Raw genomic sequence first — 12,880 nt, 5'->3', positions numbered from 1 at the left:
CGTTATCGATATAGTGAATGGAAATGCTATTATAATTAGGAGTGATTTCTGTGTATATTCAGTTGAGATCCAATGTAGTAGAAAAGGGCAATTCAGAACAAATTGTTGAGGCATTTGGACAAGAAGGCCATATCGACGGTAAAGAAGGCTTAATCGATATTAATATTATGGTCAATAGAAAAGCAAAAGAAACAGAGGAAGTTGTTATTATGATTCGCTGGGAATCAGAGCAAGCATGGATGAATTGGGAGAAGGACCCGGTACATATTGCTGGCCATCGGAATAAGAAGGATGAACAACGTCCCGAATTTATCATTGAGTCATCGGTAAATATGTATGATGTGAAAAAAAATCAAACAAGGTACTTTCGGGAAATAATGAGAAAGCGATGATGCCTGCTCGGGCTATGTCGCTTTCTTTTTTTAATGATTTAACGGTTGAATTAGCTGCTTATTTTCACTCCTCGTTTGTAATTCAACAGAATTAGGCATCAATAATTGATTCGGATAAAATTCCCACGCGCCATTCAGTTAATAAGTTGAATTTGTAATTAGACCTTTCGTATACACAAAAAAGGAACCGCTGGCTTTAGCCAACGGTTATCGGAAATAGGCATATTAGTAGCAATAATAGCGCTCCCAAAGCTTGTAGGAATCTTCTTTGTTTTTATCCCACCAGCAGTATTCTTCCCACCAATCGTCATCATCATCATAGTCTTTGTCGTCATCCCACCAATCCCACCAATCTTTTTTGTCCCAATCTTTGTCGTTCTTGTGATTGTTGGATTGATTTGAATTGTTATTGCTGTTGTAGTTGTTTTGCTTTTCTTTATTGTCATTGCTGCCGATATTGCTTTTTGCTCCTGAAAATACAGAAAAGATACTTGAAAAGAAGCTTTTCTTATCATCGTTTGAAACGTTGTTCGATCCATTGTTTGATGCAGCGAAAGTAGAAACGGGGAACATACAGAGGCTGATCAACAAAGTAAGAAAAAAGACTTTTTTGAATTTTGACATGATATGTAAACCTCCCAATCAAACTTCAATTGCGAACTCGGTGTTCTTTATAAAGAATTTTATAATAAATTAGTCCTTTTGTAAACGTGCATTTTGCATAATATGGATAGTTTGACGGGGGACTTTAGCAGTATGTAATCATATATAATGACTCTCTTTTGTGCGGGGATGAATCGTCTATAGCTAGTTTATATAGGACAGGCATTATATAATCATTATGTATAGAAACAATAAAAATAAATTGTCGGAAAAGGAGCTGAGTGTATGCTGTTGTCAAAGGGTCAAAAGGTAGATGTTACTAAAGGACGTAAACTCTCATCTATTCGTGTTCACTTTGGTTGGACAACTAGTGAATCAGCGATGAGTATTGATGCTGCTGCGTTTCTTTTATCAGATCAAAGCCGCTGTGAGCGAGATGAGGACTTTATTTTTTATGGGAATCCTATAGCACGTAATGGGGCTGTTTCCCATGAGGTGAATACGAATAGCAGTGACAAAGAAGTGATATCTATAAACTTGAATCGACTGCAGGGGCATACAGCAAAGCTAGCTTTTACAGTAACGATACATGAGGGAGAACGACTCGGTCATTACATGCAGAACATATCGGACTTGTATGTTCGGTTAGTAGATGAGATCACTGGTGATCAATTGTTTCGGTTCGATTATGGTGCTGAGCTTACAAAGGAAACAGCTGTTGTAGTTGGTGAATTATATGCATATAACGGAGAATGGAAGTTTAACGCAATAGGCAGTGGTTTTTATGGCGGGCTTGAAGCGTTATGTACAAGCTTTGGACTCGAGATTGAAGAGGGCGATGCAGAGGTTGCTGCGGCTGTTGCAGAAATGACATTAACACCTATTGATTTGCGGAAAAAAATCGTTCAAATCACTTTGGAGAAGAAAAAATTAACTAATGTTTCAGCTAGAGTCGGTATTGTGCTTGATATAACCGGCTCTATGCAAACAATGTATCGAAATGGAACAGTTCAGGAAGTTGTTGAGCGAATCTTGGCGGTTGCCACCAAGTTTGATGACAACGGAACTCTTGACGTGTGGGTTTACGATACACATTTTAGCAGATTGCCTTCTGTTTCGGAAAAAGATTTCGACCAATATGTGAAACGTCACATTATGGATAATAACACCATTCATAAGTTTGGACGTAACAATGAGCCGCCAGTGATGGAAGATGTCATTCAGAAATATACAGTGGAAGAAGATGCGGCAACGCCAGTCTTTATTATATTTATTAACGATGGCGGAGTTGTTAAACCGATCAAAAAGGTCATTACCGCCGCTGCGGTTCAGCCTATCTTCTGGCAGTTCGTTGGCATTGGTGATTCTGACTTTGAAGTGCTGAAGAAGCTCGATACAATGGAAGGTCGGATCGTAGATAATGCGAACTTCATTCATCTGGAGGATATTGCAGCTGTATCGGATGAAATGTTGTATGATCAGTTATTAAATGAGTTTCCTAGCTGGCTGAAGGCTGCTAAAGAGAAGCGGATTATAAGACCTATCTAGACTATATTAGGATTGGAATTTCACAGATACAGAACTGAACCTTGGAGGAAACTAGGTTCAGTTTTTTTTGTTACAAATAGATTGTAATCTAAACATCCGAATAAAAAGTCGCAATATTGTTATATAAGTCCAATTACTAGTAAGTTATTATTAGGAAAAAAAGCAATAGGAAGGATGAATAGGATGGCACGATTTGGTGTTCTTTTGACGAGCGGTCCTAAAGCTTGGGAAATTGTTCAGCAAGTTAATGGGATAGGGGAAATTGAGCTGTCAGGTAGTTGGGAGGCAGACCGCGAAGCACTCAGTGGACCATTTCAAGTATTTGCAAGAGTCGTTTGGGAGAAAAATGGAAGAGACGCATTGAGCTGGACGTCATGTGATATGGAGGGCGAGAATGGCTGGCGAATCAGCTTGAACGTTCCGGCTGGCGGTTTATACCGGATCGAAACATGCTTGCAGCATGATCGGAATGCTCTGCTTGGTGCTGGTGCTATACGAGGAGATATGATTCATCATATCGGAGTGGGATATTTATGGATTATAGCGGGTCAAAGTAATGCAGCCGGATATGGAAGAGGAACGGTGGAGGATAGTCCTGCTCTAGGGGTACATTTGCTTCGGAATAACGGATTATGGGATCTAGCATCGCATCCGTTCAACGACTCCACTGCATCGATACATGAAGTGAATACAGAGTGGGTAAATCCAGCACATTCTCCGTGGCTGCATTTTGGCAAGTTGTTGCAGAGCGAGCTCGATTATCCCATTGGTTTCATCGAAACGGCACTTGGAGGTTCAGCGCTTCGTGCTTGGAATCCAGATGAAGAAGGCCATCTTTATCGTAACATGATAGAAACTGTAAAACGTTGCGGAGGCAGAGTGGCTGGCGTTGTATGGAACCAAGGCAGCTCCGACTGTAATCCTGAGGGTGCCGATACTTATTTGGAGCGCTTTACTAGGGTTGTTCAATACTGGCGTAAGGATTTGCAGACAGCGGAGCTTCCCTTCGTGACGGTCCAGTTAAACCGTTTTACAAATATACAAGAAGACAAAGCGCTTCACGACAGACAGTGGGGGAAGGTACGCGAAGCACAGCGAAAAGCAGCAATACTAATCCCAGCAGTTTACGTTATCCCATCAATGGATTGTCCGATGTCTGACGATATTCACAACAGTCCCGTAGGAAATTTAATGATCGGAAGCCGCGCGGCGAATATAGCATTGCAGAAGATTTATAGTATGAAGTTGCAGGCATACCCACCGAATGTAGAACATGCGATATACATACAGAATCAAGAATTTGATTCACATACCATTCGACTTCGCTTTCAATATGTAACTGAGAGATTATATGCCATTAATCCGCAGGCGGAATTGTTTGCAGTGGAGGACGAAGCGGGCGCAATAGATCTGGTTGAGTGGGATATTAAATCTAACGATGAAGTACAGCTTAAATTATCAAGAAAACCGAGTGGAAAGACATACGTTCATGGTGCTCACCAAACGAATCCAGTATCACAATTCCTCGTCGATACTGGCACTTATTTGCCGATGCTGTCCTTTTATCATGTAGAAGCAGTTGCTGAGATATAAATTAACGGAATTGTCGTTTATTTGTTAGGGCTAATCATCTTTCTCCCGGAGCAACGATCATCAATGCATTGGTTGGCAAAATAGAACTAGAATGTAGACCTAAATACACCAAACTTGGTCTTTTCACCGAAATAGGTCTAGAAAATAGACTTAAAGTAGCTGACTACCTGCTAAATGAGCTTCTTTTCATTGTTCAAACAAATATAGATCTAGAATGTAGACCTAAATACACCAAACCTGGTCTTTTCGTAGAAATAGGTCTAGAAAATAGACTACTAGCAATAGAAGAGAGGCGATGCATTCCTTGAACCGCCTCTTAAGTTAGAAAAGTTAATCCGACTTACGTATCGAAGAACGATAAGAAGAAGGACTGCAGCCTTCTTTGTTTTTGAATGCTCTGCTAAAAGCGTGAATGCTTGGATAGCCAAGTGTATCTGCTATTTCTTGCATGAGTAATTGAGAATAGCTCAACATGTTTTTTGCTCGTTCTATTCGCATTTGCTGATGATATTGCATGGGAGTAACAGCAAATGCACTTTTAAACAGACTAATTAAATAGTGTTTGTTGATATGGAATTGATCCGATAATTCTTCTAATGTAAGCTGCCGGTTAGCATGAATATTCATATATCGCTGGATTTCTACTAATAGATCCATTTTCTCCGGTTCATCCACGCGCTGAAGCGAGTTGAAGTCCCTCAGTAAACAAACTAACAACTCCAAGATCAGACCTTTGAGCCGATACTCGAAAAACGGAGTTTTCATTTGAAATTCTCGAATAATCTTAAACAATATATCTTCGAACAGAGGGGAATTTCTTAATCGAATATGATTAGGCAGAAATAAATTCCCTCCAGAAAGCACATCCTCGCGGAACCATCCTTTTTCCATTTCATCCATCTCATGGTCTAATTTAAATGAAACGCTGACGTCCTCGCTGTCAGGTCCTTCTATCAAGTCAAAGTGCACGTGCGGCTGATCGACAGGGGACTCGCTAACGACACGAATAGAATGACGCTGCCCAGGTTTAAACAGAAAGACATCTCCCGCTTCAGCTTGATAGACGGAGTTTTCAATCGTTACCTCCAGCTCCCCTTGTTTTAAGTATAAGATTTCATAGTCCCAGATCATCCGCTCTAATATCATAGCTCCCGGTTGCAGCCAATGATCCATGGCAACACGTACATATGGAGAAAGTTGCCTTAAGTACAAATGGATCAGCTCCTCGTAAGCGTGAAATTTTCAAATAATTTATACTAAATAATAGTACATAAATGATAAAAAAAATATAACAATTGCTAAATACCTGTAAACATTTTCGTTATATAATTGCGCTGAAAGAAAATATGTAAGCGTTAGCAAGTAATCAACCAATTGCTCAATAAATTTGATCCTCATCAGACGGAAAATGGGACAAGCAAATACAATAATCATTTACGCTTTTTAATTAATCGCAGGGCCAATAAGGAGGAAATAAAAAATGACAAATTCATTTAACGGCATTGGCATGGGTTTAGGAAACCTTGCTAGACTGTCTAATGCAGTAACGCGCTCGATTTCGCCAGAGAACTTTACAGGCGCTAAAGGAAAGGGCGGTATGGCAACTGAAGGAACAGGAGCTGCTCCAGCCGGAACGCTAGGTCAAGGATGGAAAATATCCCCATCAGTTATGATAGAACCGAGTACAACCTTTACGATGGCAGAGATTGATGGTTCAGGTGTTATTCAGCATTTTTGGTTGACCTGTCCGGTTGAATTTTGGCGCCACCTTATCTTAAATATTTATTGGGATGACGAAGAGCATCCATCTGTTCGTGTCCCTGTAGGCGATTTCTTCTGCAATGGCTGGTGCGAACGCAGTTTGGTGAATTCGCTGCCAATTTCCGTTAATCCTGCAAACGGATTTAATAGCTATTGGGAGATGCCTTTCCGTAAGAAAGCAAAAATAACGATGGAAAACGTGAGTACCCAAACTGCGGTACTCTATTATCAAGTGAACTATACGTTAACGGAGGTTCCTGATGATATGGCTTATTTCCATGCCGAATGGCGACGCAGCAACCCCGTGAAATATAAAGATGTGCACACGATAGTAGACGGTATTAAAGGAAAGGGGCATTATGTCGGAACTTATCTCGCATGGCAAGTGAATAGCAACAATTGGTGGGGTGAAGGGGAGGTCAAGTTTTATATGGATGGCGATACTGATTTCCCAACCATATGTTCAACTGGTCTTGAGGATTATATAGGCGGTGCTTGGAACTGGGATATGGATCGGAAGTATGTTACCCATTCTACGCCATACATGGGTATGCATCAACACATAAAACCAGATGGTCTTTACCGTGCAAACCAAAGATTCGGTATGTACCGCTGGCATGTGATGGACCCGATTCGATTCGAGGATGATTTGCGCGTAACTGTGCAAGCACTAGGGTGGCGTTCACACGGCAAATATTTGCCGCTACAAGATGACGTCGCATCTGTCGCATACTGGTATCAAACGGAGCCTCACCAGCCGCATCCAGAGCTCCCGGGAAGAGAAGAACTAGAAGTTATTTAGAATAGTACAACAATGAGAAGACTCGTTGTCGAAAGCCATTATTTTAATCATAATGAAACACGATCTTAATAAGCCTATCGAATTTATTCTTCCATTTAGGAAGAGAATTCGATAGGCTTTTTCTATGCATTTCAATAATTTCTTCTAAATGGAAACGGAGGTTAGTTCAAATATTTATATTAAGTAAAAAATTGATATAAAGGAGATGTTTAAATTGTATTCAGATCATCAATTATTTTCATTTGAACGTACCGTCTTTGCTGATTGCGGCTCTATTGTGTATTCACCGGGAGGGCATTATGGTCCGCGTTTTCAATATGATGTTCAGCTTGTATTGCTGCATACCGGTCATGTGGATATTACAATTGACGGAAGTAGTCATACTCTGATGCCTGGGAATGTCATATTGCTTAAGCCTGGGCATGAAGAATTTTTTGAATTTGCGAAGTTTGCCGATTCTTGGCATCGCTGGATTGCTGTTCGATTCGATGGTCTTACTTCGATCGAGCTTGAAGCGATCTATGGTCTACCTTTGCAAATGCCCATATCAAAAGAATTGAATCAGCTTACGGACGTCATACTGGAGCTCAAAACCTTCGCTCCGCTGGATAGTCATCTGATTAAGTATGCAGGATTGTCTGCTTTACATCTTTATGCTTCAGAGCATTTACGACATCATGGAAATCATCACGTCCATCCATCCGTCAGTGAAGCGAAAAAAAAGATTCATGCCCAGTATGCAGAGGACTGGTCATTAAATGCTTTGGCAGCCTGTGTAAATGTAACGCCGGAGCATTTAGTCCGATTGTTCCGTCAGCATGAAAATACGACGCCGATTAAATATTTATGGGATTTCAGAATCAGACAAGCCATTGATTTACTGACGCACTCTGGATTGTCCATTTCTGAAATCTCGGAGCGCTGCGGTTTCAAATCGGCAGTGCATTTTGCAAGATGTATGAGGGAACGAACGGGTCAAAGTCCGTCAGATGTTCGCAAATCCGCTTGGGAGCATGTGAATAGTACGAGCCACGCTTAGTTTTTTGTCGAATAAAGGCATATCAATTTCAGTTCATAAACTATCAATGGGGTGGTAATGTTGGAAAACAGATGCAATGATAACCTTTATTCAGGAAGAATAATAAAGCGCTTCCATAACAGGACGTGGAGGGATTGAGATGAAAAAGGGGATTGTATTAACATTAATTCTTAGTTTTCACATTTCTTTAGTTGGATGTAGTGGTGCTAACAAAGACGACGGCAGAACAACAATAACGTTATGGACATTTGCGGATACACACAAGCAGTTTTACGATGAGATGAAAATTAAATACGAGGAAGAGCATCCGGACGTAAAAATCAAAATTGAGCTTCTCGAGCACGCGGCAATGAACGATAAGTACACGGTTGTGACTCAATCCGGCGGGAAGGATGCTCCTGATTTAATAGATGTTGAACAAGGAGCGTTCCCGAGATATATCAAGGGTGACATTCCATTCGAGCCATTGAATTCCTATTTGGATCAAGGTGGGTTAACAACTGCGATACCACAAGGACGAATGGATTTGTACACAGTAGACAGCAACATCTATGGGATTGAAATTGCAGCATGTGTAGCTGCCTTGTATTACAGAAAGGATCTTTATGATGCTGCTGGTATCGATGTGACGACGTTGAAAACATGGGATGAATTTATGGAGGCTTCAAAGCCGCTCATTGGGAAAGACAAATATATTATGAGCGGTTCTGAAAAAGACTTTGGCACCTTCGAAAGCATGCTACGCCAAGAGGGTGGAGATATTGTAACAGCAAGCGGGGAAATCGGCTTCAATACCGATAAAGGTAAATTGGTCATGAATCGTATCCAAGCTTGGAAAGATCAAGGATTGATGAGTAAGACGAGTCCTGAAGGCCCTCAATTTTGGGAAGGTTATACGAAGGGGCAGTACATAGCAGCGACAGGCGCGGATTGGTGGGCAGGACAATTGGTACAAAATGCACCTGACCTAGCTGGGAAATGGGCTGCTGTTCCAATGCCGCTAGGTGGACCTGAGTCGGTTCCGACTACAGTGATTGGAGGGACGGGGCTCTCCGTATCTAAATTTAGCAAAAACAAAGATCTCGCTTTTGATTTCCTTCGATACACCCATTTGGTGACTGAAAATGTTGTACGCAGCTTTCAAATTATTAACTTGTTCCCAGCACTGACAAGTGCTGCTGAATCCGAGGCGCTGCATCAGGAAAGCGTAATGACTAAATATTTTGGAGATCAGGACCTTGCCGCCTTATATGCAGATCTCAGCAAGCAAGCACCTAGCCAAAATCAAGCGTGGTGGCGTTCATTGGTAGGAAAAGCTTGGGATAAATTTGAGCCGGATTACCAAAAAGGAAAAATAACGCCCGATGAATTTTTAGCAAGTGTAGAAACTGAGCTCAAAAGCTTGATTGCATCGGAGGAAGCGAGAGAAGCGAAATAAGACAGTAGACGCACAAACTCATAAATAACGAGGTAGAAGAGGTGTGAAGGCCGCATCTCTTCTTCTATTGGAGGCAATTTAGATGAATGCAACAATTCGACCGAAATGGAATAAGGCACCGTTTCTTTTTATTAGCCCCTTCTTCTTGTCATATGCCATTTTTGGTTTGTATCCTATGTTATATGGATTCTGGCTAAGCTTGCAGAAAGGGACGTCGGATTATTCCTTTGCAGGGTTTTCCAACTACATATTTGTTCTAAAGGACGCTTTTTTTTGGAAATCGATGTGGAATGGGACGCAGCTAGCCTTTGGTAGCTTGTTTATTATTTTACCCATTGCTCTTTGTGTTGCCTTACTGTTGAATCGACCGAATGTATCTAGTAAAAAAGGCTTTTTTGCGACATTCTTTTTCACACCAAACATAACTTCGGCGGTTGCTGTCGGCATCATATTTAAGCTTATTCTTGAACGCGACAGTGGAGTTCTTAATCACTTATTAAGCTTGTTCGGCGTTGATCCCATTGGATGGTTAAAGGACCCTTCATGGACGATGCCTGCGCTCATTATATTGTGTACTTGGAAATATCTTGGTGTTAATATTTTGTATTTTTTGTCGGGTTTGCAAAGCGTACCCAAAGAGCTCATTGAAGCAGCGAAAATAGATGGAGCAAGACCGACGCAACGATTGTGGTATGTCATATTACCGCTAGTGCGGCCAATTATGACTTTCGTCGTCTTTTCTACGCTGCTAGGTTCATACGGTATGTTCGGTGAAGCTTTTATTTTGGCAGGAACAGGGTTTGGTCCAGAAAACTCTCTCGTATTTCCGACCTCTTATTTATACGATCAAGCCTTCCGAAGATTGGACTTCACGTATTCGTCTGCTCTAGGCTATGTATTTACGATTCTAATGCTGATTATCGGAATGATTCAACTCAAATTGTTTAATGTCAAAAATCAGGGGGCATGAGAAGGATGAACAAACTGTTTAACGTACTCATTTATTGCGTCCTCACCTTATTGAGCCTTCTATTTCTGACACCATTCCTCTTTATGATTGGAACTGCCTTTAAGAAATACGAGGACATTGTTGGAGATCCTTTAAATCCGCTGCCGCTTCGTCCTACCTTCGATAACTTTGTCCATTTATTCGAGAAGCTGCCTTTTTTCACTCAGCTCGTTAACAGTCTGGTAATTGCTGTTTCATTAACGCTGCTAGCTATTCTGTTTAATGGACTAGTAGCATTCGGATTTGCTCGATACGATTTTAAGTATAAGAACACCTTGTTTGTTGCGATGCTTGCTACGATGATGATTCCTGGTCAAATGACACTTGTGCCATCGTTCATGATGTTTCGCTCCTTTGGTTGGTTGGATTCATTCTTGCCGCTTATCCTTCCGGGTATCGTTGGCGCTTTCGGCGTATTTCTAATCCGGCAAGTGATGATCGACATTCCTAGAGAAATCTATGAAAGCGCAAAAATCGATGGCAGTACAGAACTGGGCACCTTCTTTCGTATTGCATTTCCGCTAAGTGCCAGCGCGATAGGCATAGTCGCTTTATTGACGTTTATGAACGCATGGAACGATTATATCGGACCACTCATTTATTTAACATCAGGCTCGAAGATGACACTTGCTGTCGGCCTTACGACGATGAATAACCCATATCAAATTGATTATGCTTCACCTATTACAGGTGCGTTCTTAATGTCATTGCCGGTACTCGTATTGCTAAGTGTAATTGGACATAAATATTTTGTAGATGGCCTGACTGCTGGATCGATTAAGGGATAGTGGTCCAAGCTGCTTACGAAAATGATGAATATCAATTATAGACACAAATTTGATAATCAGAGCTATTGTTTAAGAGCACTCTGAGCAGTATTATACATGTATAGCCATGTATGAAAAACAGCGTCAATCGCAATCGCATAATTGAGAGGAGATAATTTTTATGCTTAAAACAGAAAGCGAACTTCTTATGCCATTATCAAATGAACAACTGGAGCAATATAATAGAAACGGATTTATCATTATAAAAAATGGTTGCAGCTCGGATTTGATTGATGCTTTTAATAGACACATCTTCGAAATACGCTCTGCACCGCTCGATGAAACGCCGGACTGGGCACGGACATCAGAGAAAGCACGTTTTTCTACTCGTTTGTTTAACCCGCATCAGCATGACGGCTTCTCTCGTCAAGTGATGAAGCTTCCTATCGTACGCGGTGCTTTGGCCCAGCTCATGAAGAAGGAAGCGGTTTGTGTACAAAGCATGTTCTTCTATAAAGAACCTGGATCACAGGGTCAGGCCGCGCATCAAGATTTTTACTATATTAAAAATGATCCGATGACGATGATTGCTGCATGGATTGCTATGGAGGATAAGGTGGATGAACAAAACGGCTGTCTGTGGGTGATACCAGGCACACACAAGCTAGGGCTTCTTCCACATGGTAAGGTGAAGGATCTCGTAGAACATGAAGAACATACTCACGAAACAGAGGGTATCAATTTAAATGAGCAAATTCCAGTTATCATGGAGAAAGGTGATGTGCTTTTTTTCCACGAACTGCTCATTCATTCCTCGAACCGTAACAGAAGTACAGATCGCTGGCGCCGTTCATACGTGTGTCACTATATTCGTGAGGATTCGGCGGTTACTCTGCGTGAAGACTTGCGTGAGAAATATTCGTTGAAGTAAATGACTGTCAGCCCGAGCGACCTTCGCTTGGGCTTATACTGTTCAAGAGGAGAGTTGCGTCATGACAAAATGGAATCGGGTTAATGATGGATAGTCGGAAAAGGTTGAACATATGAGCAGCGCGCCGAATTGTATTTCATTTAACAACATAAAATCAGCTTGGGCAGGCTCAATTATCTATCCATCTGGTGGACGCCACGGCCCAAGGATGCAGGATGATTTGCAGCTAGTGCTGCTGCATTCGGGAGAAATGAAAATCGAGATCGACGGCGAAGCTCACTTGATTACACCAGGCTCTGTCGTATTACTAAAGCCAGAACATCATGAACAGTTCACTTTCTCCACTAGAGGGGAGACTTGGCACCGGTGGATATCCGTACACATGGAGAGCTCATCAGAGATGGAGAAAGCTTATTTTGAGGGGCTGCCGCTAGTCCAACCGATCTCTGAAGAGCTTAATCGTTTGGTTGATGTGATGCTTTCCGTACAATCCAATCATTCATCAGACAGCGATGTCGTTCGAAGCTTGGGTATGTCGGCGATTCTATTATATATTTCTGAAACGTCGCGAACACGCGAGCTTGCTGAGGTTCATCCGTCGATTATACTCTCGAAGAATCTGATTCATAGCACATATCAAGAGGAAATAAGCTTGACTATTCTAGCAGATCATTCTGGTGTCTCACCAGAACATCTGGTGAGATTATTTAGAACTCATGAGAATACAACTCCGATTAAATATGTTTGGCATTATCGGGTAGTACGAGCATTAGAATTTTTGACACATACCGGTTTATCGATTACAGAGATCTCATTAAGATGTGGATTTAAATCAACCTTTCATTTTGCAAGGATGGTCAAGCAGCAGACAGGTAAGACGCCTACGGAAGTAAGGAATTTTTCTTGGAAGGGTAATCATATCGAATAAAAAAAAGTTCACAGCTGCTACGCTGTGAACTTTTTTTTGAATTCGAAATTTTACATATTTGAGAGACCT

General features: G+C 41.4%; 12 protein-coding genes and 1 pseudogene. 11 read left to right on the top strand and 2 right to left on the bottom strand.

Annotated elements, in window-relative coordinates; all coding sequences use genetic code 11:
• Nucleotides 1-50 precede the first annotated feature (50 nt).
• Complete coding sequence (locus AC0YN6_RS04195; protein WP_475745363.1) at nucleotides 51-392, top strand: antibiotic biosynthesis monooxygenase; 342 nt, start codon at nucleotides 51-53, stop codon at nucleotides 390-392.
• Nucleotides 393-617: 225 nt separating this feature from the next.
• Here AC0YN6_RS04195 and AC0YN6_RS04190 read toward each other — a convergent pair whose 3' ends face one another.
• Nucleotides 618-1,016 (bottom strand): hypothetical protein, encoded by a 399-nt coding sequence (locus AC0YN6_RS04190; RefSeq protein ID WP_475745362.1) that lies wholly within the window; start codon nucleotides 1,014-1,016, stop codon nucleotides 618-620.
• Between the two features lie 264 nt (nucleotides 1,017-1,280).
• On the opposite strand from AC0YN6_RS04190, the pseudogene AC0YN6_RS04185 reads away from it, so the two are divergent.
• The 3 genes and pseudogenes from AC0YN6_RS04185 to AC0YN6_RS04175 form a co-directional block, all read left to right on the top strand.
• Nucleotides 1,281-1,799 (top strand): annotated as a pseudogene (locus AC0YN6_RS04185) (TerD family protein); the annotation flags it as partial.
• Nucleotides 1,800-1,862: 63 nt separating this feature from the next.
• The gene (locus AC0YN6_RS04180) at nucleotides 1,863-2,543 is read left to right on the top strand and encodes a vWA domain-containing protein (RefSeq protein ID WP_475745527.1); all 681 of its coding nucleotides are present in this window, start codon (nucleotides 1,863-1,865) and stop codon (nucleotides 2,541-2,543) included.
• A 183-nt stretch (nucleotides 2,544-2,726) separates the two neighbouring features.
• Nucleotides 2,727-4,136: a sialate O-acetylesterase gene (locus AC0YN6_RS04175; RefSeq protein WP_475745361.1), complete on the top strand. Its 1,410-nt coding sequence runs from the start codon at nucleotides 2,727-2,729 to the stop codon at nucleotides 4,134-4,136.
• A gap of 330 nt (nucleotides 4,137-4,466) precedes the next feature.
• On the opposite strand, the gene AC0YN6_RS04170 is transcribed toward AC0YN6_RS04175, so the two are convergent.
• The gene (locus AC0YN6_RS04170) at nucleotides 4,467-5,348 is read right to left on the bottom strand and encodes a helix-turn-helix transcriptional regulator (protein WP_475745360.1); all 882 of its coding nucleotides are present in this window, start codon (nucleotides 5,346-5,348) and stop codon (nucleotides 4,467-4,469) included.
• Between the two features lie 268 nt (nucleotides 5,349-5,616).
• Here AC0YN6_RS04170 and AC0YN6_RS04165 point away from each other — a divergent pair, with 268 nt between their 5' ends.
• The 7 genes from AC0YN6_RS04165 to AC0YN6_RS04135 all read left to right on the top strand — a co-directional run bounded on the left by AC0YN6_RS04165 (nucleotide 5,617) and on the right by AC0YN6_RS04135 (nucleotide 12,811).
• On the top strand, nucleotides 5,617-6,699 hold the full coding sequence (locus AC0YN6_RS04165) for a glycoside hydrolase family 172 protein (protein ID WP_054024578.1): 1,083 nt from the start codon (nucleotides 5,617-5,619) through the stop codon (nucleotides 6,697-6,699).
• Nucleotides 6,700-6,913: 214 nt separating this feature from the next.
• A complete protein-coding gene (locus tag AC0YN6_RS04160; RefSeq protein WP_475745359.1) occupies nucleotides 6,914-7,738 on the top strand; it encodes an AraC family transcriptional regulator in 825 nt (274 codons plus the stop codon).
• Between the two features lie 139 nt (nucleotides 7,739-7,877).
• Nucleotides 7,878-9,176, top strand: coding sequence for an ABC transporter substrate-binding protein (locus tag AC0YN6_RS04155; protein ID WP_475745358.1), 1,299 nt, complete (start codon nucleotides 7,878-7,880; stop codon nucleotides 9,174-9,176).
• Nucleotides 9,177-9,258: 82 nt separating this feature from the next.
• Entirely contained in the window at nucleotides 9,259-10,146 is an 888-nt protein-coding gene (locus tag AC0YN6_RS04150) for a carbohydrate ABC transporter permease (protein WP_475745357.1), read from the top strand.
• Nucleotides 10,147-10,151: 5 nt separating this feature from the next.
• Entirely contained in the window at nucleotides 10,152-10,973 is an 822-nt protein-coding gene (locus AC0YN6_RS04145; protein WP_475745356.1) for a carbohydrate ABC transporter permease, read from the top strand.
• Nucleotides 10,974-11,133: 160 nt separating this feature from the next.
• Entirely contained in the window at nucleotides 11,134-11,883 is a 750-nt protein-coding gene (locus AC0YN6_RS04140) for a phytanoyl-CoA dioxygenase family protein (RefSeq protein ID WP_475745355.1), read from the top strand.
• A 112-nt stretch (nucleotides 11,884-11,995) separates the two neighbouring features.
• On the top strand, nucleotides 11,996-12,811 hold the full coding sequence (locus AC0YN6_RS04135) for an AraC family transcriptional regulator (protein ID WP_475745354.1): 816 nt from the start codon (nucleotides 11,996-11,998) through the stop codon (nucleotides 12,809-12,811).
• The last annotated feature ends 69 nt before the right edge of the window (nucleotides 12,812-12,880 follow it).

Source organism: Paenibacillus sp. J22P15 (assembly GCF_056269345.1).
This window is presented reverse-complemented; position numbering and strand designations above follow the sequence as displayed.

Coding starts and splice junctions, on each gene's coding strand:
- AC0YN6_RS04165 (WP_054024578.1), top strand. CDS start 5,617: ATGACAAATTCATTTAACGGCATTGGCATGGGTTTAGGAAACCTTGCT.
- AC0YN6_RS04190 (WP_475745362.1), bottom strand. CDS start 1,016: ATGTCAAAATTCAAAAAAGTCTTTTTTCTTACTTTGTTGATCAGCCTC.
- AC0YN6_RS04145 (WP_475745356.1), top strand. CDS start 10,152: ATGAACAAACTGTTTAACGTACTCATTTATTGCGTCCTCACCTTATTG.
- AC0YN6_RS04180 (WP_475745527.1), top strand. CDS start 1,863: ATGACATTAACACCTATTGATTTGCGGAAAAAAATCGTTCAAATCACT.
- AC0YN6_RS04135 (WP_475745354.1), top strand. CDS start 11,996: ATGAGCAGCGCGCCGAATTGTATTTCATTTAACAACATAAAATCAGCT.
- AC0YN6_RS04150 (WP_475745357.1), top strand. CDS start 9,259: ATGAATGCAACAATTCGACCGAAATGGAATAAGGCACCGTTTCTTTTT.
- AC0YN6_RS04155 (WP_475745358.1), top strand. CDS start 7,878: ATGAAAAAGGGGATTGTATTAACATTAATTCTTAGTTTTCACATTTCT.
- AC0YN6_RS04175 (WP_475745361.1), top strand. CDS start 2,727: ATGGCACGATTTGGTGTTCTTTTGACGAGCGGTCCTAAAGCTTGGGAA.
- AC0YN6_RS04140 (WP_475745355.1), top strand. CDS start 11,134: ATGCTTAAAACAGAAAGCGAACTTCTTATGCCATTATCAAATGAACAA.